The 24,797-nt window shown below is 51.2% G+C and carries 19 protein-coding genes and 1 tRNA gene; 14 read left to right on the forward strand and 6 right to left on the reverse strand.

The window, feature by feature from the left end; all coding sequences use genetic code 11:
- The first annotated feature begins 223 nt into the window (after nucleotides 1–223).
- Nucleotides 224–742: a hypothetical protein gene (locus BLP79_RS12635; RefSeq protein ID WP_090219482.1), complete on the forward strand. Its 519-nt coding sequence runs from the start codon at nucleotides 224–226 to the stop codon at nucleotides 740–742.
- Nucleotides 743–990: 248 nt separating this feature from the next.
- Here BLP79_RS12635 and nusG read toward each other — a convergent pair whose 3' ends face one another.
- The gene (gene nusG, locus BLP79_RS12640) at nucleotides 991–1,524 is read right to left on the reverse strand and encodes a transcription termination/antitermination protein NusG (RefSeq protein ID WP_090219483.1); all 534 of its coding nucleotides are present in this window, start codon (nucleotides 1,522–1,524) and stop codon (nucleotides 991–993) included.
- A 230-nt stretch (nucleotides 1,525–1,754) separates the two neighbouring features.
- A complete protein-coding gene (gene secE, locus BLP79_RS12645) occupies nucleotides 1,755–1,949 on the reverse strand; it encodes a preprotein translocase subunit SecE (protein ID WP_090219485.1) in 195 nt (64 codons plus the stop codon).
- A gap of 244 nt (nucleotides 1,950–2,193) precedes the next feature.
- Here secE and BLP79_RS12650 point away from each other — a divergent pair, with 244 nt between their 5' ends.
- Entirely contained in the window at nucleotides 2,194–4,356 is a 2,163-nt protein-coding gene (locus BLP79_RS12650; RefSeq protein ID WP_090219486.1) for an O-linked N-acetylglucosamine transferase, SPINDLY family protein, read from the forward strand.
- Between the two features lie 252 nt (nucleotides 4,357–4,608).
- Here BLP79_RS12650 and BLP79_RS12660 read toward each other — a convergent pair.
- Nucleotides 4,609–4,698 (reverse strand) — tRNA-Ser (locus BLP79_RS12660).
- A 226-nt stretch (nucleotides 4,699–4,924) separates the two neighbouring features.
- Complete coding sequence (locus BLP79_RS12665) at nucleotides 4,925–5,656, reverse strand: FCD domain-containing protein (protein WP_090219489.1); 732 nt, start codon at nucleotides 5,654–5,656, stop codon at nucleotides 4,925–4,927.
- 372 nt (nucleotides 5,657–6,028) lie between these two features.
- Here BLP79_RS12665 and BLP79_RS12670 point away from each other — a divergent pair, with 372 nt between their 5' ends.
- The 4 genes from BLP79_RS12670 to BLP79_RS12685 all read left to right on the forward strand — a co-directional run bounded on the left by BLP79_RS12670 (nucleotide 6,029) and on the right by BLP79_RS12685 (nucleotide 13,059).
- Entirely contained in the window at nucleotides 6,029–8,386 is a 2,358-nt protein-coding gene (locus BLP79_RS12670; protein ID WP_090219491.1) for a glycoside hydrolase family 31 protein, read from the forward strand.
- Complete coding sequence (locus tag BLP79_RS12675) at nucleotides 8,383–9,798, forward strand: mannitol dehydrogenase family protein (protein ID WP_090219493.1); 1,416 nt, start codon at nucleotides 8,383–8,385, stop codon at nucleotides 9,796–9,798. Before BLP79_RS12670 ends, BLP79_RS12675 begins: the two co-directional genes overlap by 4 nt.
- Nucleotides 9,795–11,192, forward strand: coding sequence for a glucuronate isomerase (gene uxaC / locus BLP79_RS12680; protein ID WP_090219495.1), 1,398 nt, complete (start codon nucleotides 9,795–9,797; stop codon nucleotides 11,190–11,192). The genes BLP79_RS12675 and uxaC overlap by 4 nt, the downstream gene beginning before the upstream one ends.
- A gap of 442 nt (nucleotides 11,193–11,634) precedes the next feature.
- The gene (locus BLP79_RS12685; protein WP_090219497.1) at nucleotides 11,635–13,059 is read left to right on the forward strand and encodes a methyl-accepting chemotaxis protein; all 1,425 of its coding nucleotides are present in this window, start codon (nucleotides 11,635–11,637) and stop codon (nucleotides 13,057–13,059) included.
- Nucleotides 13,060–13,662: 603 nt separating this feature from the next.
- On the opposite strand, the gene BLP79_RS12690 is transcribed toward BLP79_RS12685, so the two are convergent.
- A complete protein-coding gene (locus BLP79_RS12690; protein ID WP_090219499.1) occupies nucleotides 13,663–14,382 on the reverse strand; it encodes an SDR family NAD(P)-dependent oxidoreductase in 720 nt (239 codons plus the stop codon).
- Between the two features lie 149 nt (nucleotides 14,383–14,531).
- Here BLP79_RS12690 and BLP79_RS12695 point away from each other — a divergent pair, with 149 nt between their 5' ends.
- The 3 genes from BLP79_RS12695 (at nucleotide 14,532) to BLP79_RS12705 (ending at nucleotide 18,439) form a co-directional block, all read left to right on the forward strand.
- Nucleotides 14,532–15,245: a GntR family transcriptional regulator gene (locus tag BLP79_RS12695; protein WP_090219500.1), complete on the forward strand. Its 714-nt coding sequence runs from the start codon at nucleotides 14,532–14,534 to the stop codon at nucleotides 15,243–15,245.
- Nucleotides 15,246–15,282: 37 nt separating this feature from the next.
- Nucleotides 15,283–16,287, forward strand: coding sequence for a TAXI family TRAP transporter solute-binding subunit (locus BLP79_RS12700; RefSeq protein ID WP_090219502.1), 1,005 nt, complete (start codon nucleotides 15,283–15,285; stop codon nucleotides 16,285–16,287).
- A gap of 133 nt (nucleotides 16,288–16,420) precedes the next feature.
- Entirely contained in the window at nucleotides 16,421–18,439 is a 2,019-nt protein-coding gene (locus tag BLP79_RS12705) for a TRAP transporter permease (RefSeq protein WP_090219504.1), read from the forward strand.
- 297 nt (nucleotides 18,440–18,736) lie between these two features.
- On the opposite strand, the gene BLP79_RS12710 is transcribed toward BLP79_RS12705, so the two are convergent.
- Nucleotides 18,737–19,624 (reverse strand): LytTR family DNA-binding domain-containing protein, encoded by an 888-nt coding sequence (locus BLP79_RS12710; RefSeq protein WP_090219505.1) that lies wholly within the window; start codon nucleotides 19,622–19,624, stop codon nucleotides 18,737–18,739.
- Nucleotides 19,625–19,871: 247 nt separating this feature from the next.
- Here BLP79_RS12710 and BLP79_RS12715 point away from each other — a divergent pair, with 247 nt between their 5' ends.
- The 5 genes from BLP79_RS12715 (at nucleotide 19,872) to BLP79_RS12735 (ending at nucleotide 24,713) form a co-directional block, all read left to right on the forward strand.
- On the forward strand, nucleotides 19,872–20,660 hold the full coding sequence (locus tag BLP79_RS12715; protein ID WP_157843985.1) for a MipA/OmpV family protein: 789 nt from the start codon (nucleotides 19,872–19,874) through the stop codon (nucleotides 20,658–20,660).
- Between the two features lie 102 nt (nucleotides 20,661–20,762).
- Nucleotides 20,763–21,701, forward strand: a complete 939-nt coding sequence (locus BLP79_RS12720; RefSeq protein WP_090219508.1) for a hypothetical protein — start codon at nucleotides 20,763–20,765, stop codon at nucleotides 21,699–21,701.
- 140 nt (nucleotides 21,702–21,841) lie between these two features.
- Nucleotides 21,842–23,320, forward strand: a complete 1,479-nt coding sequence (locus BLP79_RS12725; protein WP_232716483.1) for an ArnT family glycosyltransferase — start codon at nucleotides 21,842–21,844, stop codon at nucleotides 23,318–23,320.
- Complete coding sequence (locus BLP79_RS12730) at nucleotides 23,317–24,312, forward strand: glycosyltransferase family 2 protein (protein ID WP_090219510.1); 996 nt, start codon at nucleotides 23,317–23,319, stop codon at nucleotides 24,310–24,312. The genes BLP79_RS12725 and BLP79_RS12730 overlap by 4 nt, the downstream gene beginning before the upstream one ends.
- Complete coding sequence (locus BLP79_RS12735) at nucleotides 24,309–24,713, forward strand: GtrA family protein (protein WP_090219511.1); 405 nt, start codon at nucleotides 24,309–24,311, stop codon at nucleotides 24,711–24,713. Before BLP79_RS12730 ends, BLP79_RS12735 begins: the two co-directional genes overlap by 4 nt.
- Nucleotides 24,714–24,797 lie beyond the last annotated feature (84 nt).

Here is a 24,797-nt window from a genome sequence, read left to right on the forward strand (position 1 = left end):
TAGCTGGTCACATTTGAGCTCCAACGTTTCTGGCGAAGCCTCTTCTATGTATCGACCAATTTCAGTGCAAAACCGCTAATGGAAATCTTGGCGGCCAACGGACGCATTAACCCACCAATTCCCGGATTAAAGCACTAAGTTATAGGTTGATTAATTTTATTAAATTGCAATTTTAAGTTTAATCAAAGATGTAATAGTTCTATTGCAACAACAGAGAATTCAAATGCAAGAAAACACAATCGCATCCAGTCACTTAGGCATTTCCGACAAGTCCACTCACGCAGCCCCCTCCGCACTAAATATGGCGAACTTGGTCGTGCTACATTGGGCAATCTATTGGGTCATGAACGGCCTCGACAAATTTCTAAACAGAACTGATATCAGCCTCTTTACATGGTTTGGCAAAGACCGCACAGAACAGTTTTCTGGCTATCTCGAGCGGACAGATATATCGATATCTCTACTCGAGCCGATCCTCTACGTGACAGGAGTACTGGAGCTTCTGGTTGCGCTGCCGCTACTTATGGTCCTAACAGCGGCATGCAACCAGCGCCCCATCAGCCGTAGACTGTTTGAACATAGTTTTTTCTGGGGAACCTTAATCTTTACCGGCTTTTCCTTTTTCGATGTTATATTTGGCGACCGAGCTGAACTTTGGGAACATGGAACGTTCTTCATCGGCCTGCTACTTAGCTACAAACTCGCGAAAGAGGCCTATACCGAGAATGGGCAATTTGAGTAGCTGCACTGAAGCAAGCAGAGGCGAGACTATCGCAACGGCAAGAAGTCCCGCAACCAACTGGCTTTTATTTTCCCATAAGGATCAAAGCGCTCCTCAAAAGTAGGTGTGCCTTAAAGTCATCCACGGCTAAGCAGCCACTTACAAGAAAGCAATGAATGGCTGCTTCATCCTGTAAAGCCGTAATAAGCAAAAAACGTCGCGATGCTTCGTGCAACGCGACGTTTCCAATTCTAAACTGCAGTAGGTGGTTAACCCTGCTTTGTAACCTGAGTAAAGTCCAGCTCAACCGGAGTTTCGCGACCAAAGATAGATACGGTTACTTTAAGCTTCTGATTTTCGTCATCCACGCCTTCAACCATGCCGTCAAAGTCTTCAAACGGACCGTCGTTGACCTTAACCTTCTCACCCACTTCAAAGGTGATCAGCGTGCGTGGTGCCTCGATGCCCTCTTCGACACGTCCCAGAATACCCTGAACTTCTGCGTCGCGCATCGGCATTGGGCGACCTTGTGGCCCCAGAAAGCCTGTCACGCGGTTGATCGAAGAAATCAGATGATAGCCATGGTCAGACATTTCCATGTGTACCAAAACGTAGCCGGGCATAAAGCGACGTTCTGTCGTCACTTTTTTACCGCGGCGAACCTCGATCACTTCCTCGGTTGGGACCAGAACCTCGTCGATTTCATCTTCCAGACCCTGCTCAGCCACCGAAGTGCGAATCTGTTCTGCGATTTTCTTTTCGAAGTTCGAAAGCACGCTGACCGAATACCACCGTTTCGCCATGAACTGATCGTCCTTTGTGTTTCTGGCCGGTCTCTGCCGCGCCAACGATTGCAAATATATCGGTCCGAAAACCAAAATCCATGAAATGCGGCTTAACGCTTTTTCCAAGCATAACACGCCGATGTCAAAGGTTATCGGCTGACCTACTCTGCTCCCGCAGTGAGATCAAGAGGGCAACACCCTCTGGCACTGAAAAGCCATCGCAAAACAGGAAAATCTGATAAGATTTCTTAGAACATTCCCAAAATGCCCTGCAGACCGGTGCGGATCAACAGGTCAACAAGGGCAAAGAATACAGCGGTCAGCGCAGCCATGATGAAAACCATCACGGTGGTCAACAGAACCTCGCGACGGGTTGGCCAAACGACCTTAGCGATCTCGGCACGGACCTGCTGGATGAACTGGACTGGGTTGATGGTGGCCATAGGGTGGCATCTCTTTGCTAGGGGATTCACTCAATCTGTTGCGATTTAACGGGTGTTGTCGGAAAATTCAAGTCCCTGACCACAGCCTGCCCCATCACCGCGTAGATACAAATTCACGGTCTCGTTTCATCTGATAATTTATATCAATTCTATCTTAATTTTCACAGCATATACCTAAAGTCATCGCGATCAACCCCGGGTTGGAACCGCATTTGAGTACAGAATGATGACGAGATAGGACAGCATGACCGCTTCAGTATCGATGACCAACGCCCGCAGCCTGGAACAAGATCACAAGCTTGAAGATGCAGCGAAGGCTTATGGTGAAATTTTATCACGTTACCCGCAAAATGAAGATGCGCGCGCTGCGCTCGCCTCACTTCGCGACCGGATGCAGCATATCGATGAGCCGCCACGCGACATTCTGGACACCATCACCAACAACTTTGAACGCGGCGACATTGCTGCAGCGGCAAGCCAATGTGCGAGTGAGCTCAACCGGTATCGCAAATCTTATGCGCTGTGGGCCACTTTGGGGCATTGCCACCTGAAGCGCGGCGCCCTGAACGAGGCAGCAACCTGCCTGAACAAAGCCATTGAACTGGGACCTGACAAGGCCGATGCTTATGCATTCATGGCGCTTGTCAGCCATCGCCAGGGCAATTTGGCGAACGCAACCGCGCTGTATCGCAAGGCGCTACAGCTTGACCCACAACATTTCTTGGCCCTACAGGAGTTGGGGCAAATACTGCTTCGGAGCGACACGCCGGATCAGGGGATCACCCATTTACAATCCGCCTGTACACGCGCACCCGAAAATGCACGTGTCCAATTTGCGCTCGGCTGTGCACTGCGACAAATGGGGCGATTGCAAGAAGCGGAAACCGCTTTTTCCGCCGCGCTGAGAGTAGATCCCGACTACACTGCAGCGCTCGCAAACCTCGGAGAATTGCGCCTGCTGAAAGAAGATTATGAGAGCGCTCTGGATGCCTTTTTACAAGTGTCTCAAAAAGAACCCCAGAATGACCGGGCACGTGCGGCAAAATTTCATGCAATGGCGCATCTAGGCGACTGGTCCTGGACGTCAGAGTATGCCTCGCAACGTCGCTATCTCGGACTGCAAGGTACCCCCTGCAATCCACAACATCTTGTCCATTTAGAGGACAACCCCGACCTGTTGCGATTACGCACCCAGGCTTTTGCCGCTCAGGCTTTTCAGGTCAGCGCAAGTGCCATTCCAACCAAGCCCAGCGCTGCAACCCGTCTCAAACTGGGGTATTTCTGCTCGAATCCACATCAGACCGACACATCAGCGGCACTAGAGACGCTGACATTGGGTCATGACACCTCACAGTTTGAAATCTTCCTTTACACAACTGTAAGCGATGAAGTCGATCAGGATCTTCCGATCGAGGGGGTGGAGCACCACAGAGATTTCTCAGGCGCTGGGGAAGCCGAAATTTTGGCCCAGATCACGGCCGACCAGCTGGACATCGCGATTGATCTCAACGGCTATACCAGCGAAATGCGCAGCCCTTTCTTTTCTCAACGTGTTGCACCACTGCAAATTGCCCTACCGGGGTATCCTGGCACCATGGGCAGCACGCAATATGATTATCTTATCACTGACGCAAAAGCCTGCCCTGCCGGGAGTGAGCGCTATTTTGATGAATTTCTCGTTCGCATGCCCCATAGCGCACATGTGCCGACACCTGATCTAGCGACCGCGGCGCCCAGCAAAACACGCACTGAATGTGGCTTACCTGACGACGGCTTTGTTTTCTGTTCCTTCAACGACGTCTCGCAAATAGACAAAAACCTGTTCGGCACTTGGATGGAACTACTCAAAACCGTTGAGCATAGCGTCCTCTGGCTCGGCCGCACCTCAGAGATCGCACAAACAAACCTGAAAAACGCAGCAGAGAGTTATGGCATTGATACAAAACGGATAGTCTTTGCTGCGGACGTGGAAAGCGAACAACAGCGCCACCTCGCAGACCTGTTCCTTGATACCATTGTCGTAAACGGAACAACAAAAGTAAGCGAAGCGCTATGGGATGGCCTGCCCGTTCTAACCGTTGCAGGCAAACAATTGGCGGCACGCACCAGCGCAAGCAAACTTCAGACCCTGCAGCTGCATGAGCTGATCGCGACTTCGCTCAGCGCTTACAAAACCGCAGCGCTGTCCCTTGCGAAAAACCCCGAAGAACTCAAATCCCTGCGCAGGCGCCTGGCACAGAACAAAGCGATAAGCCCTCTCTTTGATCGCCGCCAGTATCTGAAAGATCTTGAGCGTGCTTTTGACACAATGATCGCGCGTCATCGCCAAGGTTTACCGCCAGATCACCTTGATCTTGTAAAAGCCATGCCTTCCGGCGCTGTAGCGCCTTTGTCACGCATTGCCTGACGCAAGCAATCACAACATAAATCATTGGACAGAAGACCCCGCTGCTCATGCAACGGGGTCATTTTCGTGCCGTCCCCGAAAACTCCGGGAAACAGGCCGCATCGACGACCGCAAATTATAACCGAACCAACATTGCACAATTGGCCTGCAAGCCTGTCGCATTGTGGCGCATTCAAGAGCAATTCGTTTGGCGGGTATTTATGCAGGTAAACGCCTTAAGACGCCAATTTATTCAATTTTTTCAAGCATGAATGGCGGAAACGAAGGGATTCGAACCCTCGAGACGGTTTCCCGCCTACTCCCTTAGCAGGGGAGCGCCTTCGACCACTCGGCCACGTTTCCGCTGACCCGTATATTGATCAACGCTCAGAGAAACAAGAGCTATTTTCCATTTTATTCGGTCAGATTATCAGGGCTCGAAACACCGCAGTTTATCAGATCGCACCCTCTCTCATAACGCCGCCTTAGAGGCGTTCACGTGGAGGAACAAACCGGTAGAGATACACCACAAGGGTCTCGGAAGAGGTTTCAAATTCTCCCCGGCATCATCCGCGCCGCGCGCGTTGGCTTAATCAGGCGCTTTGACCGCTTGAAACAAAAAGCCATCAAAAGCCGGGTCATCCACATCTGAAAGATCCATCAGCGTTTCTCGAACGTGGTCTAGATGTTGCCACATCGCGGTTCGCGCGGCATTTGGGTCTTTTGCACGCAAGGCCGCGAGGATTCGTTGATGATCCTCCAGCCAATTGCGCCGATAGCCCACATCAAAGATCCGGCTGTGAAGCTTTGCCCACATCGGGCTTTGATCGCGCTTGAGCCAAAGTTCATTTACCATATCAACAAGCACTGAATTTTGCGTCGCTTCCGCGATCAAGCGGTGAAACAGTTCATCTCCTGAATGATCCGCGCTGCCTGTTTCGATATCCTTTCGCTCCAGATCAAGAGCGTCGCGCATGCGAATAATGTCATTTTTCGTGACCATATCCGCGGCAAAAGCGGCAATTGCGCTTTCCAGTAACTGCCTTGCCTGCAGCAGTTCAAATGGGCCAATATCATCCTGTGACTGCGTCACTGGCTTTGTGGGGGGCTTTGCCAGATAGGTACCAGAGCCTTTTCGAACCTCCACAAGAGCATCAATTTCCAACATCAATAATGCCTCTCGCACCAGCGCACGTGAGACAGAGAGCCGCTCTGCCAGCTGGCGTTCAGGCGGCAGGCGATCCCCAACATCCAATCCAGTCTCATGGATGAGATCCTTCAACGCATTGGCGACGTCTTGATATCGGCGATGGGCGCTCATGATTGCTGTTGATCTCCTACAATGTGAGGGATGGCGTGTATTTTGAAAACTCAATTCATGACAAAAGGTACTCTGCCCCAATTGGTCAACCAAAGAGTATGCAATCTACCTATATCGGTCATCATTGGAAAAATTAAGCTGCAACTTACCTCAGGCTTCTGAAATTGGTTGACCAATTTTGAACCATGCATAAGGGTGTGCGAGATGAAAAGGGATCGCTGAACGGTACCGGATGCCGAAAACTTATTTCGCGCCACTGTTCAGATTTCAAGCGCGTGGCAAGACCGACATGATCAGTATATTCAACCTGTACGGCCCGTCCCTCTTTGGCTCTGAAATATGGCCAAGCTTTACCCATGACAGGAGAGCACAATGAAGAACCTAAAATCATGGGTGCTTGAAACGCGCAGGGCGAACGGTGTCAGCCTACGGGTGGAGCAAAGTCACCTGCTGCACATAGATGTGCTTGACGAAACCCTATTTCGGGTGTCGTTGCAAAAGGATGCCACATGGCGGCTTTCGCGGAGTTGGACGATTGCACCGGTAGGAATAGAGGCGCCATGGGACGGGCGCAGTCGGGATGATCTTACAGGTTTCCCCTGCCCGCGCCCCGAGATCGTAACACATGAGACAGAGATCTGCCTTTCAACGGATACGTTGCGGTTGAAAGTGAAACACCCGTTGCAAATGATCTGGGAGGCAAAGATTGACGGGCAATGGCGTGAATTTGTAAGAGACCGTGCAACCGGTGGCCTTCACCTAGGTCTTCGCGATCATGCACATGCGCATTATCTCGACCGTATCTCGGGTGAACCCGTCTTTGGTCTGGGTGAGAAAACCGGCCCCCTCAATAGAACGGGCAAGCGGTATGAGATGCGAAACCTCGACGCTATGGGGTATGATGCGGAACATACAGATCCACTGTATAAACACGTCCCCTTTACGATGACACGAACCCAAAACGCCGGGTGCTGGTCGATCTTTTACGACAACCTTGCCGGATGCTGGTTTGATCTGGGAAATGAGCTGGACAATTATCACGCGCCTTATCGTGCTTATCGCGCAGAAGATGGGGATCTTGATTTCTATATGTCATGGGCACCAGAGCTTTTGGAGCTGGTCAAACGACAGGAACAACTGACAGGCGGAACAGCATTTCCACCACGCTGGAGCCTGGGGTATTCTGGCTCTACCATGTCTTACACCGATGCTGATGATGCACAAGCGCAGCTTGAAGGGTTCCTATCAAAGATCAAGACCCATGACATTCCCTGTGATAGCTTCCAGATGTCTTCAGGGTATACGTCAATCGGTGACAAGCGGTATGTTTTTAACTGGAATGATGGTAAGATGCCCGATCCCCAAGGGATGGCCAAACGCTTTGCCGATCAACAGGTGCATTTGATTGCCAATATCAAACCCTGTCTGTTGCAAGATCACCCGCGCTATACTGAGGTGGCAGAGGCAAAGCTGTTCATTCAGGCAAGCGCTGAGGCCGATCCACAAGAAGGGCCAGAGCGGTCTGTGTTTTGGGATGATGAGGGATCACACCTTGATTTCACCAATCCTGATACCGTGCAATGGTGGAAAAGCAATGTCACATCCGCACTTTTGGAGCGTGGTATCGGCTCAACTTGGAATGACAACAATGAATATGAAATCTGGGATCATCATGCACAGTGTTCTGGGTTTGGCACCGGCATCGATGTAGGCCTGATGCGCCCGGCTATGCCCATCCTCATGACCCGCGCCTCATTAGATGCACAACAGGCATTCGCGCCTGAAAAGCGGCCGTATTTGATCAGCCGCTCTGGCGCGCCGGGTTTGCAGCGCTATGCACAGACCTGGAGCGGGGACAATCGTACCGAATGGAAAACACTGCGCTGGAATCAGCGCCTTGGTCTGGGGATGAGTCTGTCTGGCTTCTACAATATCGGGCATGATGTCGGCGGATTTTCAGGCCCGTGCCCTGAGCCTGAACTCTTTGTGCGCTGGGTTCAAAACGGTGTGTTCCACCCTCGTTTTACGATCCATTCTTGGAATGATGATCGCACTGTAAACGAGCCTTGGATGTATCCTGAGGTCACCGATCTTATTCGGGACGCGATACGCCTACGCTATCGTTTATTACCCTATATCTACACCTGTCTCTGGCAAGCTGCCACGCAAAGCGAACCAATGCTGCGGCCCCTGTTTCTGGATTTCGGCCATGATCCAGAAACCTGGAACGAAAGCGATAGCTTCTTATTGGGGCGTGATTTACTGATCGCAACCGTACTCGACAAAGGGGCGCAGGCACGCGCCGTTTATTTGCCCCAACATGAGGGCGGCTGGTGGGAGTTTCACAGCGGTATATGGCATGCAGGCGGACAATGGATCGAGGTGCCGGTGACGCTTGCAACAATTCCTGTATTTGTGCGTGGTGGTGCCGTGATCCCAATGGGCGAAGGTGCTGACCGCGCCTCTCCAACCTCTGAAAAGAAACGCATTCTGGCCGCGTTCCCTGCGAAAGGCACGGCACTAACATCCAGCCCGCTCTATGAAGATGACGGCATATCGCGCACGCCGGAATGGTGTGTAACCCATATCGATTTGGAAAGCGACGCGACAGGCTTGCACCTTTCCACACGGCGTGACGGCAGTGGAACACCTGTTTTGAGCGACGCGACGATCGTACTGCCCGCAGATGAAACGCGCGCACTTGTGACACCCAAAGAGATCTGTTTATGAGCCGTACCCTGCCCCAATCCCCCTACCCGCGCGATAGGTTGAAACCACGTATCCTGCATCTTGGGTTTGGCGCCTTTGCCCGCGCGCACCCTATGGTTTACCTGCATCATGGGCTGGCTCAAACTGGCGGCGACTGGGGGGTGGTAGCGGCACGCCTGAATTCCGGTATTGAAGCGCTAAGCGCTCTGGATGCAGCGCGCGGGCTTTATCATGTCGCAGAAGCCGACGGCGATATGACCTGCCTGCACCAGATCGGCACGGTGATTGGCACCTGCCATCCGGCGCGGGATGGCGCGATGGCTGTGCCTGACTTAATCGCCACGCCTGACCTTTCAGTGATTTTGCTTACCATTACTGAAAAAGGCTATTGCAGCCACGATGGCAATTTGGATCTGTCTCACCCCGGTGTACAGGCTGATCTTGCCGGGAATACGCCATGCACAGCAATTGGAACCCTTGTCGCAGGGCTAAGACAACGCCGCGCTGCTGGGCACGGCGGGCTGACGCTTCTGTCTTGCGATAATCAGCCGGACAATGGCGCCCTTACACGTGCTGCTGTTGTTGGCTTTGCCAAAGAACAGGATCCGGCACTTGCCGACTGGATCGAGGCTGAAGTGCGTTTCCCTTCATCTATGGTGGACCGAATTGTACCGGCAATGACACCAGAAAGCTATAATGTGATTAAGGGCTCCCTTGGTCACGCTGATAAGAACGCCATCCTGTGTGAACCCTTTCGGCAATGGGTAATCGAAGACAACTTCGTCGGCACCCCACCGCCTTTTGAAGCAGGTGGTGCGCTTCTGGTGAAAGGTGTGCAGCCCTTTGAAGACATGAAACTGCGGTTGCTGAATGGGGCGCATACCACGCTGGCCTGGCTCGGTCCGTTTTTGGGGTATGAAACTGTTGCAGACTGTATGTCGGATGCGGACCTGCCTCAAGTTTTGCGGCAGTTGATGTTGGCAGAGCAGGCATCAACACTGACGTTGCCCGAGGGAATTGATGTTGAACACTACGCTGACGAATTGCTGCAGCGGTTCACAAACACGCGTTTGCAACACAAGCTTGTGCAAATAGCGGCCGATAGCAGCCAAAAAATGCCACAGCGTCTGTTCGCTCCGATTGCCTGCAATGTTGCTGCTGATCGCCCTTGGCCTATTTCTGCCCTCGCAATTGCAGCTTGGATCTTGGGGTTGCGAGATCTTGCACCAATCGCCGATCCCCATCAGACGCCCTTGCGTGAGGCCGCACAGCAATATGACCCTGTTGCGGCTGTTTTGGCCCTGCCGGGTCTTGTGCCGGATGCGCTGCGCACCAATGCAGCGTTCATGTCCAACGTCAACCTAGCCTTTGCCGCCCTCGCCCGCGATCCGCGCGCTGCAATCAAACAGGCCCTTTTGGAGGATCACGCATGAGCCAGTTTCTAAATCAGGATTTTCTGCTGGATACCTCCACCGCCCGTCGCCTGTTTCATGACGTCGCACGCGACCTACCAATTGTGGATTATCACAATCATTTGCCACCAGCTGAAATCGCCGCGGATCGCCAGTGGGACAATTTGGGCGAGATGTGGCTCGCCCATGATCATTATAAATGGCGTGTCATGCGATGGGCCGGGATCGAAGAATCCCGTGTTACTGGCGCTGCGGGGTGGCGTGAAAAATTTGATGCCTTTGCCGAAGCAATGCCACGCGCAGTTCTCAATCCTGTGCATCATTGGTCGCACCTTGAGATATGGCGCTATTTTGGCCTTGATGGAACGGCTTTATCGCCAAAAACGGCTGACAAGGTCTGGCAGGTTTCAAAAGAACAACTGGCGATGCAGTCATGTTCGGCACAAAATCTGTTACGCCGTATGAAGGTTGAACTGGTCGGAACCACAGATGATCCGATCGATGATTTACGCCATCATGCAGCGCTTCAAACATGCGATATAAAAGTGGTGCCAACCTTTCGCCCAGATAAATCCGTGCAAGTTGAGGCAACCGGGTTTGCGGATTATATCGCACAGCTCGAAGCCATAACCCATCCCATCCAGAGCTTTGACGATCTGGTAGCCGCGCTGATACAGCGACTTGATCACTTCATTTCCCACGGCTGTCGAGCGGCAGATCATGGAATTTCTCTTTTGGATGCGGCGGAGATACCCGGTGCGCACGCACTGGATGCAGCATTAAAAACCGCGCGCGCGAGGCAGCCCGTTACACCGGAACAGGCCGCCAGTCACCGCGCAGCTTTGTTTGATGCACTGGGGCGCGCCTATGCAACACGCGGTTTGGTGATGCAGTGTCATATGAATGTCGTGCGCAACGGGTCTTCTCGATTGTTGACAACCCTTGGTCCAGATGCCGGGGGGGACAGCCCGCGCGATACAGACATGGCCGGCCCTTTGAACCTTTTACTGGATCGGCTCGACCGCGATGACGCACTGCCACGTATGGTGCTTTATGGTCTGGACCCGGCGCGCAACCCCATTCTGGCGGCAACAGCAGGCACATTTCAAGACGGTTCAGTGCCGGGTAAAATTCAACCCGGCGCGGCATGGTGGTTCAATGACACATTGGAAGGAATGGAAGCACAGATGCGCACGTTGGCACAGGTTGGACTGTTGTCGACTTTCTTGGGAATGCTGACCGATAGCCGATCCTTCCTGTCATTCCCCAGACATGAATATTTTCGCAGGCTAGCCTGTGGCATGATCGGCCGTTGGGCAGAAATGGGTTATATGCCTTCTGACCAAGATACGCTTGATCACCTTATACGAGGAGTTTGCTATCAAAATGCACGCGATTGGTTTTTGGATACATAGCTATCCATTATCTCACCGGGTTAAGCGATTCGCTATCAGACTATAAAATGTCGATTTTCAGAACGCTGTACGTAATTTCCTTGCGCCAGATCGGTAGATTTTTGCCAATTTGACGCAAAGATATAAATACAACTAGATCGCCCTTTTTTCCAAACGGCATCTCTTTCCAGGCCAACGCATAGCGTTTTCACTGTGCGCGTATTCCAATCACCTTATGGATTTGTTTTACAAAGGAAATACAACCAAAACTGCTGCAGTGATTTTTGAGCCTTACTCCCTACTTCGTGCCAACGTTACGTTAGCGAACCTGTACAAACGCAATGCCCCATTTAAATCATGCCTTTCAAAATCATCATAAACTTAACGTAGTTGTTAAGATTTTCGCCAGCTTTCAATGATCATAACGGTGCAAGTGTAGATTTGTTGTCGATGGAGTAAAGGCGTGTTTTTTAGATCTCGAAAAACTGCAAAAGAAGGCTCAGCCGAAAGTGTTGACGTATCACTTTTGGTCATGCTCGACCGAACACAGGCCACCATTCAATTTGAGCCAGATGGAACTATTCTGTCTGCGAATGAGAATTTCTTGACGGCACTCGGCTATACTTTGGATGAGATTGTCGGCAAACATCATTCGATGTTCGTCTCGCAAGAGATTTCCCAGTCTGAAGAATATCGCACTTTTTGGCGTGATCTCGCAGGTGGGAAAGACATGTCAGACCAATTCCCACGCGTGGCAAAGGATGGCCGAACGATTTGGATACAGGCGACCTATGCTCCAATCTTTGATGATGCTGGGAATGTTACCAGGGTCGCAAAAATTGCAAGCGATATCACGAAGCGTCGGGAAAGCCTTGCAACGATTGCAGAAGGCCTAGAAGCCCTAAGCGAAGGCAACTTATCCCATCGCGTTGAACTATCCGATTTCCGCGACGTTGCATATCTGGGCCAGGCGTTTAATAGCTCGGTTGAAAAGCTCGGACAGACAATGGGGACCGTATCAGAAGTGGCAGGCGCGGTGCAGCGCACGGCTGGCGAGATCGGTCAATCTTCTGGTGACCTTGCGCAGCGTACCGAAAGTCAGGCTGCAACCTTGGAAGAAACCGCTGCCGCGATTGAGGAGCTCACCGCGACGGTGCGCTCTTCTGCGGAAGGAGCTCGCCAGGTCGAAGATATTGTCAGAACTGAGCAGCAAAAAGCCTCTGAAAGCGGTGAGATCGTCACTCAGGCAATCAACGCTATGTCTGAGATTGAACAATCTTCAGATAAAATCGCAAATATCATCTCTGTGATTGATGACATTGCTTTCCAGACCAATCTTCTGGCCTTGAATGCGGGTGTTGAAGCCGCCCGCGCTGGTGAAGCAGGGCGCGGTTTCGCGGTTGTTGCATCTGAGGTCCGTGCCCTTGCGCAGCGGTCATCTGATGCTGCTGGCGAAATCAAAAAGCTAATCAGCGACAGTAATCGTCAGGTCTCTAATGGCGTTGATTTGGTTGGTCAGGCAGGACAAGCGTTGCACCAGATTATCGAAAGTGTCAGCGCGATCTCAAGCCATGTTGGCAGCATTGCCACGGGCGCGGAAGAGCAAGCAACAACGCTTAATGAGGTAAACAGCGGCATGACCGAGTTGGACCGCGTCACACAACAAAACGCTGCGATGGTTCAAGAAAGCACAAGCGCTGCACAAACGCTCAACAATGACGCGCAACGGCTTGGCCAAGAAGTGTCCGTCTTTAGTGGGCAGGCCTCTCGTCCGGCAACCCCTTATGTCAATGAAGTGCCTGAACGTATTGCAGTGAATGACCCTCAGCCACCAGCTCCGACAGCGCACGGTTCGCTTGACAGTGCTGTCGGCTGGGACGATTTCTGACCCATTCGACATCTCAACGAGAGATTCCACGGTATTTCGCCTAAGCGAAATACCGTTTTTCCTAAGCTGCGACGCGCAGCAAAGCGATGTCACATTGACAAGGTGATTATGGCAAAGATGATCAATGGACTTGCTCGCATACATGAACACAGACAGTTTTAAATTGCCTTCCCGTTCATCTGTAGAACTGTAGGTCATCATACTGGCTCACTTAAGAATACCTCAGGGCCTTTAGGACCAGAAAACTATCAATGCAGATCACGACGACATGAGCCCTGTATGATAGCGCTTGCGTCAGGTTTAGCTTGCCCAAATCGCCTGCACTCAATGGAAACATTAGACTTCGTCTCTGATGCCTTCGCAGATAGCCAGCGATTCCGCGCTCTGTGCATCGTGGAGGATTGAACACGATAAGCCTTGGCAACGCAGGAACGGATTCTACACCACACTGGCCCGGATCAGTGGACTGGGTCACGCATTGCAGGGCGAAAATAAACGCGCTTAACTTCAAAACAATGATGCGGTAGCCTCCAATCCAAAATCGTATCAGCGATACCACATGCACTGACGACGGGCAGGTCGTGGAAATCGCAACGGACTCAATCAGGAACCAAACGCCTTTACGGTGCTTGCGCCACCGTCAATTGCCACAACTTGTCCAGTGACAAAGCTCGCACTAAACGATGTGAGCACGGTCGCCATCGCAGCAACTTCGCTCAGGTGGGCAACGCGGTTACTGGGTGTCACATCAAGCCAACCTTGTCGTGAACGGGAATCCGGGCTCATCCCGCCATCAATCGCACCTGGCGCAAGGACATTGACACGAATGTTTTGTTCCGCAAGTTCAGCAGCCATTACGCGCGCTAAAGAGGCGATCGCCCCCTTACTTGCGGCATATGCACTACGGCCTGGGACCCCAAGTTGCCCATGGATCGATGTTATAAATACGATACGACCCCCATTGGGTGACATATGTTTCACTGTGCGCTGAGCGACCCGGAAAGCGCCCATCATATTGATATTCAAGTGTTCAGCCAGTTCACCATCATCTAGGTCACAAAAAGCAGCGGTTTTCATAATTCCAGCTGCGTGTATGAGAACGTCGACACCTCCGAGCTTGTTGACTGCCGCGTCAATCGCACCGTTCACTGAAAGACGATCCGCCACATCCACTTCGATGAAATCTGTATGCTCACTGCGTGGAGGGCGCCGATCAAGACAAATCACCCGATCTCCTCGCGCAACCAGCGCAGATATAATTGTCTGACCTAAGGCGCCAGCCCCACCGGTCACAATCGATCTTAATGGGTTTTCATCGTTCATAATTTCGACAACCTTTCCAACAGTCTTATCACCTGAGAATGCTAGAAATCATATTATGATAAAGATCACCATATCATTATCTATTTACACCGCACTATTTCCTATCCTAGGGTGTCAGAAATTCACCGATAAGATCCTGGAGAGGGGTTGTGCAGAAACAAAAGTCAGTCATTGCGGCTTTATCGGACGAGTTGCGCCGAGACATCTCTCTTGGGGTAATCAAACCGGGTGACCGATTAAACATCGAGAGCTTAAAGCGCAGCTATGGCGTGTCCCATCCATCAGTCCGCGAAGCGCTCTCGATGCTGGTTGGTGAAGGCTATGTATTCTTTGAGGAATCAAAAGGATTTCGCGTACAGCTGCCATCGAAGGATGAGATGCGTGATAGTATTCGTGTCCGGGCAGAGCTTGAAGCGTTGGCATTCGAATGGGCCATCGCGCGCTCGGATCTGGATTGGAGATCTCGGATTGTGGCCGCGCATTACGCGCTTTCAGAAGTTGAAGAGCAAATGGTTAAGAATTCGCGCGACATGGTTCTGGAATGGGATATGCGCAATCGCGAATTTCATATGATGATTTCTGGCAACTGCGGATCTCAGAAATTGATAGAATTGATCAAAATGCAATATGATCAAAGCCGACGCTACCGGCTGATGGCGCATGCAAACGACCACAGTGAAGTTTCTCGGTCACGCTGGATTATCAAAAGTGGTGAAGAACACCGCTTACTCAAAGATGCGGTTTTGGCCGCCGATGTCGTTGCCGGTCAGAATGTTCTGAAGAAACATATTACCAAAGCCCCACTGCATGTGGTTGATGAGCCGAATTCTCAGTTAGATAATACAATACAAACAAGGGCATAACGCGTTTACAATAAAGCCCTCAACAAAGGAGGATCACATGATCTCGAAACTAAAATCCCTTGCCGTTGGCGCAGCATTGTCGCTGGGCCTTGCAGGTGGTGCTGTCGCACAGGACATCCAGTTCTTTAGCATTGGTACTGGTGGCACAGCCTTTACATATTACCCAGTGGGTGGCGTAATCGCGAATGCGATTTCCAAACCTCCAGGGTCACGCGAATGCGGTGAAGGCGGTTCTTGTGGTGTTGACGGTCTGATCGCATCAGCTGTGTCCTCTCGTGGTTCCGTTGACAATGTGAACGCAATTCTTTCTGGCCTGCGTAACTCTGGTTTCGCACAGTCTGATGTAGCCTATTGGGCCTACACCGGCACTGGCACCATGGAAGGCAACGAGCCTGCCACAGAACTGCGCACCATTGCGGCTCTGTTTGAAGAGCACATCCATCTAGTGGCTCTGGCTGACAGCGGCATCAACTCGGTTGCGGATCTGGCGGGCAAAGCCGTATCTCTGGACGAGCCAGGCTCTGGTACGTTCGTTGACGCATCCCTTATTCTGGGCGCAAACGGCCTGAGCATCGATGATGTCAAAGCCGAAGCACTGAAAGGCAATGCGGCAGCAGAAGCCCTGCGCAACGGTAAGATTGACGCGTTCTTCGCAGTCGCTGGCTACCCAACCGGTGGCATCGTAGAACTGGCATCTTCTGCCGACATCAAACTGGTTCCAATCGATGGCGCAGGCGCTGCGGCTTTGACCGAAAAATACGGCTTCTTTGCTCAATCTGAAATCCCAGCGGGTGTCTATGAAGGTATAGATGCCGTGTCCACCGTATCCGTTGGCGCGCAGTGGTTCACGTCTGCGAAAGAAGACGAAGAGCTAATCTACAACATCACCAAAGCTTTGTGGAACGATGAGTCCCGCAAACTGCTGGATGTAGGTCACGCAAAGGGTGCGACCATCACGCAAGAAACCGCACTGAACGGTGTCGGTGTGCCACTGCACCCAGGTGCAGAGCGTTTCTACCGCGAAGCTGGTCTGCTTAAATAAGATGTAAACATATCTGGAAAAGGGTCTGTGCGGTTTGCTCGGACCCTTTTTCATATGAGAGTGCGTGTCGATCCCTGTGTGACATAAAGGGCGTTTCGAAACGCGAAAGTCCGCAAATTCAAAGGATACCCGAATGAGCGACAAAGAACTCACCGCCGAAGAACTCGCGGCCATTGAGCGGAAGTATGATTCTGAATCTGCTTTCCGGCCGACGGGTTCGAAAATCGGCAAAGTGATCACTGCTGCTTTGGTGGCGATGACCCTCTATCATGTGTACCAGGCTGGATTTGGCACCACCAACGAGCTGATGCGTTTCGGCGTGCATCTGGCCTTTGTTCTAGGCCTGACATTCCTGCTGTTTTCCTGGCGACGCAGCCCCGATACGTCTATGCCACCAAAGGTGTGGTACCGCATAGATGGTGTCAACATTCTTGATATTATTCTCGCGCTGTTGGCGGTCGCCGCCGCGATGTATCTGCCCTTGTTGCCGCTTGACGTAGCCGCAGCTCGCGCGGGTAATCCGAATGCGATGGATACCTTTATGGGGTCGGTCGTGTTGCTGTTCACACTCGAAGCCGCGCGCCGCTCGATTGGTCCAACTCTACCAGCGATTGCGCTTATTTTTGTGCTTTATGCAATCTTTGGACGCTACGCACCCGGACCGTTGATCCATGCCGGCGTCTCTTGGGCAGGCTTTGTTGATGGGATCTATGGCGCGCAGGGCATTTATGGCATCGCGATTGGCGCGATGGCAAAATATGTGTTCCTATTTGTGGTCTTTGGCGTCCTGTCAACCCGCATTGGTCTGGGGGCTTTGTTCATCGATATGGCGACCGCTTTGGCGGGACGCTTTTCTGGTGGCCCTGCCAAAGTGGCGATCTGTGCATCAGCCTTTATGGGCTCGATCTCTGGTTCCTCAATTGCCAACACCGTGACGACGGGTTCATTGACCATTCCAGCCATGAAAAAAGTCGGCTACCCGCCGCATTTCTCAGGCGCGGTAGAGGCAACGGCCTCCACCGGTGGACAAATCACCCCACCCGTCATGGGGGCTGCCGCCTTTATCATGGTTGACTACCTGAACATTCCACTACGTGATGTTCTGGCCGCGGCCTTGTTCCCCGCCTTGCTGCACTATTTTGGCATCTTTGTCATGGTGCACCTGGAGGCGAAAAAGCTGGGCCTGCGTGGCCTGCGCGCCGAAGAGCTGCCCAAAGTTGTACTGGTGCTGAAAGAGCATTGGATGGCGCTGGTCCCGTTGATCGTGTTGATCTACTCAATCTTCTCGGGGCGGACACCTGATTATGCTGGTGTGAATGCTATCATTGCCTGTGTGGTCGTAGGGTTTCTGAAGCCAAACAATCGACTGACTATACCCGACCTTTGGGACTCCCTTGCGGTGGGGGCACGCAATACAATTGCAATTGGGACGGCAGCAGCCTGTGTTGGCATTATTGTCGGTGTAATCACATTGTCTGGCTCCGGTTTCCGGATTGGTGCAATTGTGATCACCACAGCCAATGACCTAGCTGGATTCTTCTCGGCATTGCCATTGTTCAATTACTTTGAATTGCAACAATGGGCGCTGTTCTTCTCATTGGTATTGGTCGCGATGGCCTGTATCGTGATGGGCGCAGGCGTACCAACCACGGCAACATATATCATTCTGGTCTCGGTAACAGCAGGTGCTTTCCAGATTCTGGGGGTTGAACCACTGGTCGCGCATTTCTTCGTGTTCTATTACGGAGTTCTGGCCGATATCACACCTCCCGTCGCATTGGCAGCTTATGCGGCAGCTGGAATCGCTGGATCCAACCCATTCAAAACCGGGAACACCGCGTTCAGACTGGGCATCGCAAAAGCGTTGGTGCCTTTTGTGTTTGTTTACTCGCCTGCACTGTTATTGGTCGCAGATGGGTTCACATGGGCCGCTTTCACCATCACACTGGCGGGTGCTATGATGGGGATCGCATCCTTGGGTGTGGCCTTCTCGGGCTATCTGATGGCGCCATTAAGCAAGCTAGAACGCTATTGGATTGGTCTGGTTTCTGGCCTGTTTATCGCACCGGGTCTGGCCACTTTTGTCATTGGCCTTGCACTTCTGCTCCCAGTCATAATTTTACAGATGAGAGCGCGCAACAAGCAGCACTAAGAAAACAACTACAAACCCTGGACCTATTCCCAGGGTTTGTAATTATCCGAATAGTTATTTGTTGAACAAAATTTCCAGCTTTATGCAAAAATTGTTGACGCAGAATTCGCGTGCTCACGACTGTGGAGTGGTGGCTGATGGCACGACATTTAAATTCAAGGAAGCAACCTATCGTGTGATAGCGTTTTCAGACAGTCAACAATCGGAGCGACCTTGGCAGTAATCACAGTTTAAACCTTAGGGGTCGCATAAAACAGGTTGGAGGCAGCACGCAAACAGTCGACATCTTTCCTAGGCTTAGGCACCTCTATTATTTGTACGAAACTGGCCTTTAAGCGCTGTTTCAGCGCGAACACGCGCATACCTTCGGCGGCTCACCGGAATAATATCCCCATTGTCTAGCTTTGCCCGATAAGCGCTACCGTCTACATCAATTTGCAAAACATGACGGTATCGAACCCAATGAGACCGATGGCATTGAATACCCCGAAATCCCGTTAGAACCTTAACGGCTTGAGAAAACGGCATATGGACAATTGCCTGCCCTGCTTTGGTAACAACAAGAATATAATGATCCTGCGCCTGAATTCTTATGAGATCTTGTTCAAGATGATGTGGAACTTGTGGCAACACAGTTTGCAGGACCGGCTCTGTGCTCACTTTGTGCACCAAGGATTCGCGTAGTTTTTTGGTGAGCGTCACTGTGCGCGCGGCGAACAGAACGGTTATCGCAGCAAGGCTAATGGCGGGATGAAGGATGTCCAGCACTTCTTGCAAATAGGCGTAAACTAAGACTGTATGCTCTGCCTCCTGTTCCTCAACGCCAATTACGGTGTCAATCATCAGTGAGGGAAAGGCCAATATGAACGGCAGCGAGATCACAGATAGGATTAAAGTCCAAGGTGCCTGCAACCCCGCAATGATCCCGATTGAGTTTACCGAAATCATGATCATCATCGACACAAATAAGTGCAGGAACCAATGCACAATGGCTGCGACAAAACCCAACCCTTGCGTCCCTTCAGGGCCAAAGCCGGACAACGTAACCGCTCCGATCAGGGAGTAGAGTGTCGCGAACTTCAGCAAGTCGGGCCAACTGGTAAAATTCTCAGGGATCGTAAAATGATCCGCAACTTGCTTTAGGGCAATTGGCACGATTGATGCCAAACGTTTGGAAAACTTCATATCTTTGATGCGCTCGCTTTTAGAGAACCTAACTGCGCCAATGGTTCTCAAATATACACATAGCAATGTTTATTTCGCCAGCGGTAGATAACTGACCGTTCGCGCAAGCCGTTGGCGAGTTGACGCATGAAAGCGACCACAAACGAAACTTACCTAGTCTGCCCCCAGAATTCCCTGACATGTCGTTAAGCAATCAGGACCTCCTGATGCCTCGTATTTAGAAAACCATCCAAGTGGAAACATGAAAATGGGTTACCCTACTATGTCGATCGGAGTTGCGCTTGTCGCAACGTCGGTTGCAGCAACACAAGTCGTCGCACAAGAAGTGGAGTCGAGTTGGGAAGGACACATCGGTATAGGCCTACGCCACGAACCCGTCTATTCAGGTTCAGATAAAACCGAGAACTCTGCAGCGTTGGATATCAATCTGACGTGGAACAACTTGCTGTTCGTGAGTTCAGAAACTGGCGTTGGTGCTTACCTGCTAAACGCTGAACGGACAGGCGGAGATTTCACACTGGGGCTCGCCGTCGGATATGACGCCAATGAGCGCTTGGTTGCGGATGATAATCGCCTAAGCGGCCTGCGAGATGTCAAAGGCAGCCCAACGCTACAATTGTTAATGGAATATGATTTGGGGCTCGCTGACGTCGAGCTGAACGTATCGCGCGCCTTTGGTAGTGATGGCCATGAAGGGCTCACGGCGGAGTTGAGCGCCAACTTCGAATATCAACTAAGCACACGAACCTACCTTGGCTTTTCGCCCTCAATTACATGGGCCAATTCCAACTATATGACTGCGCTTTATGGTGTTTCTTCCGGGCAAGCCGCAAACAGCAGTTTTTCCAAACACAAAGCGGGATCTGGTATCGAGAACGTCGGCGTGGAGCTAAGCATAACACATTTGCTCAACGACAGTTTCGGCCTTTATGGCGCTGCGGAGTACAGCGCGTTGCAGGGTGATGCGAAAAACAGCCCGGTCACTTTTGACTCGTCACAGCTAGAGCTGACCACAGGTATCGTATTCCGGTTCTAACATTTCTTTGCCAGAGCAGCCGAAGGCGCTCTGGCGTGTTCTCCCTGAATTTAAGAGACGCAACGGGTCCTATCTGTGGCCTCGTCACTGGAGTAGTCAGCTATGGCGCAATTTTCTCTTTCCGATTTGTATGGGTACTTTCGCTTTCTGCGGATACCTATTATCGTTTTTGGGCTTTTGTATACATTGACCGACACCAGAATTGGTGTGCATGCGGTTTTTGAGGTGATCAACTTTGTTTCACCAGATGAGCACCCGCAATATATGCCGACCAACCCAGCAGTGCCGGAAACAGCGACACTTAAACCTGTTGGGATTCTCGATTTACCAGATAGCGTCGAACAGCCCTCAGGGCTGAGTGTTGGCGAAGATGAAAATCAACTTTTTCTCGTGACAGATCAGGCCGAACTATTTGAACTGAAAGGCGATACGCTGACCGTCGCATCACGTGTTCTGATGAAAAACGTTCCCCTGGTATTTCGACAGGGAACAATTGAAACAGTAGCTATCGGGGCGGGCAAAGTCTTTGTCTCAGGAGATGGCGGCACTATTCAAGTTTGGAAAAAGCTAGGTGTGCATTGGCACCACCAAAAGGACATTGTTCCCAGCGGCCCCGATGCGGCCCAGGTAACGTCGCTTTCAGCGATGACCTATGATGAGAACAGTCAGATGTTGCATTTTGGGACTGAAACTGGCGTGCTGGGCGCAATTGACACGCGCAATGGTGAGGTCTCTATCCTCGTCCTAAAAGGCGCGAATAAGCCTGAACGTAGCCTTCGAGACCTAGAATTTGTCGGCATGGACATTCGTGATGGGCGTTTGTTTGTGCTAACAGCCACGATCCCGTCAATTCTTGAAGTAGATCTGGCAACCGGCTGGATCAACAACCTCTACCTTATTGCAGGTAATTCAGACCCAGCAGGTTTAGCACTTGTGAATAACCTGGCTCTGGTTTTGCAGGATCACGAGTACACAGAACCCTCCCCCGGCATCAAGGCTTATCAGATCCCCAGCCTACGTGAGGGTGGGACAGGTTCATGATTTTGGGAACCTTCCGAACGCAAAAAAACCAAATAAATGATCTCACGCAGAAAAGGAATTTAGCCGTGAAACCCTTAAGTTCAGCTGCAACTTTTCAGCCGAGCTGTTGCACGCCTCAGATTGCGGAACCCCCTGTGAATATGAGTGGAATGCCACGTCAGGCAATTACGCTGTCACGATATGAGGTGATGGTGTTGCTGGGTGGGCTAATCGTCTTGGGCTGTGTTCGACTGGTTGGAATGTTCCTTGTTCCACTCACCGATACAACCGAAGCGCGTTATGCAGAAATTGCCCGAAAAATGGTAGAGACACAGGATTGGATTACACCTCAGTTTGATTACCAAATTCCGTTTTGGGGTAAACCACCACTACACACCTGGCTTTCAGCATTAGGAATGGAGCTGTTTGGGGTCAACGCATTTGGGGCGCGTATTTTGATCTTTACTTGCGCTATTGTGCTCTTGTTTCTGCTCTTTCGATGGGTTCGTCAAAACCTCGGCTCTGGCGCTGGATTATGCGTGGTTTCTGTTCTGTCCAGCTCAATTCTGTTTTTTGGAGCCAGTGCATTTGTCATGACAGATCTGGTGCTGGTTTTTGGAACAACCCTTGTAATGATGTCACTGTGGCAAGCGATGTGTGCCGAGGCCCCCCGGTCGCGGGCAGCATGGCCTGCTTTTGTAGGCCTCGCTATTGGGTTGTTGGCCAAGGGACCAGTCGCGTTGGTTTTGTGTGTAATCCCGATTGCTCTCTGGGCTCTGCTCAGCGGGCAGACTCGTAGCCTACTCCGCGTGCGTTGGGGCACTGGAGCGTTGTTAACCCTGCTCTTAGCTTTACCTTGGTATGTTCTGGCAGAGCTGAAAACCCCCGGATTTCTAAACTACTTTCTTGTTGGTGAGCACTTTGAGCGTTTCACTGTTCCTGATTGGCAGGGAGACTTGTACGGATCAGGGCATGAACGCCCGAAAGGGGCGATCTGGGCAGACTGGACGCTAGCATTTCTGCCATGGTCTTTATTCCTCATTCCACTGATTTTAAAACCCTCCCGTCTCAAATCAGCATTCGTTTCGGACCGATCCGGTTGGCTATTGTATTTGCTGTGTTGGTCGCTATCGCCGATGATCTTGTTTACTTTGTCGGCCAACATCCTGGCCGCTTATACCCTCCCCTCTTTGCCAGCAGCCTCAATTCTGATTGTCTGCCTGTATTCTGTTATATGGTCAGGCGCTGACCAAAGCATAATACGTGTGTGTTTTGCGGGTGGTCTTTTAGGCATCCTAGCGGTCTGGACCATCATGGTCACCTTAGCGCATGTACAACCTGATGCGCTGAAATTGCGGAGTGCAAAAGTGCTGGTCAGCACTCTAGGCCAGATTGATGAAGACGCAACGCTCTACTATTTGGGCCGCCGTAGCTACTCTGGTGAATTTTACACACATGGCCACGCGCAGGTTATACCGGATCTCTCCCAACTTAACGATCACATACAGGCTCTTGCGGTTCCACTACACAATGAAGCGTCTGATCTTGAAAAAATCGCGGATGATTTTGAACGCATCGGACAATTTGGCCGCCACGTTTTATTTTATCGCTCTCTGCCTGCATCGGAGGTCAAACAATGAATTATTCAGAGCAATCTCTGTTGCAATTTCCAGCAGCCCTGCAGGACACAGATCCACAGCCTGATTTAAGCTTTGTTATTCCGGCGTATAACGAAAGCGAAAATATCCAAAATACTCTATTTGGTATTTCTGAAGAAGCGAAGCGACTGAAGAAATCATTTGAAATTATCGTTGTAGACGATGGAAGCACCGATGATACTTTCGATCGCCTGATCTGTCTTGGCGACGAATTACCATTATCGGCTATTCGTCTGTCGCGAAACTTTGGCAAGGAACAGGCCATGTCTGCAGGTCTGATGCGGACATGCGGCAAAGCCGTCGTCATCATGGATGCAGATTTGCAGGAGCCTCTTTCGACCTTGCAATGTTTGATCGAGCGTTTCGAGCAAGGATACGATGTGGTCTATGCGGTACGGGCTCATCGCGATGACGAGAGCCAATTGAAACGGTTTTTAACAACCGGATTCTACCGCCTTCTCAGTTTGGGAAGCGAGTGCCCTGTCCCGCCCAACGCCCGGGACTACCGTATAATGGACCGACGCGTCGTCGAGGCGTTGGTTGCGCTGCCTGAACGCAACAAGTTCATGAAAGGGTTATTCAGTTGGGTTGGGTTTAAAAGCTGTGGCGTACCAATCGAATTGCGTTCCAGACAGGCAGGTTCCAGTAAGTTTAGCTTGCGGAAGTTGTTCAAGCTTGCCCTGACCGGGTTAACGGCGTTCTCAGACTGGCCGCTACGTATTTGGACGGTGATTGGCTTTATCTTCGCCAGTATATCCATGCTGTTCAGCTTTTGGATTGTCATTAAAACCTTGCTCTGGGGCGTGGATGTTCCAGGTTTTGCAACGACGACCACCGCGATTTTCTTTCTTGGCGGGCTGCAGTTGATTTCTATTGGCGTGATCGGAGAATATCTTTCTCGTGTGTTTTCTGAGGTTAAACAACGTCCCGGCTTCATCATTGCCGAAGAATACAAATCAAACTCTGAAATATGAAAACTCTATTTCAAATTATACGATTTTGTATTGTCGGAGGTGCCGCAACGATGCTGCACTATGGAATAGCCATATCCATGTTGATGCTGGATATGGCTGTTTTTTGGGCCAATTGGATCGGCTTCTTAAGTGCGTTTGGATTGGGTTTTGTCGGTCATGTGTTTTTCACTTTTCATGACTGCCAGACCCGAAAATTGAGTGCACTGACCAAGTATGCTTTTGTATCAATCACAAGCTTTCTGTGTGGCCAATCCCTGCTGACAGTGGCCATGCTTTTTTATAGGATGCCCGATGATTTAGCGCTGTCTCTTGTGATCATATTGACCGCGACAATCAACTTTGTACTTAGTCGCAACTGGGCTTTTGCAGTGGCTTCACGACCTGGCAAGGGGGCTGACTGACCTGAGCCCTTAAAGTATCAACAACGTCGCGAACTTGGCGAACAGCGCAACTGACCACGCCAGTCTCGTCGCAGGAACATTGGG

Origin of the sequence: Epibacterium ulvae (assembly GCF_900102795.1) — a bacterium.
Lineage (GTDB): Bacteria > Pseudomonadota > Alphaproteobacteria > Rhodobacterales > Rhodobacteraceae > Epibacterium > Epibacterium ulvae.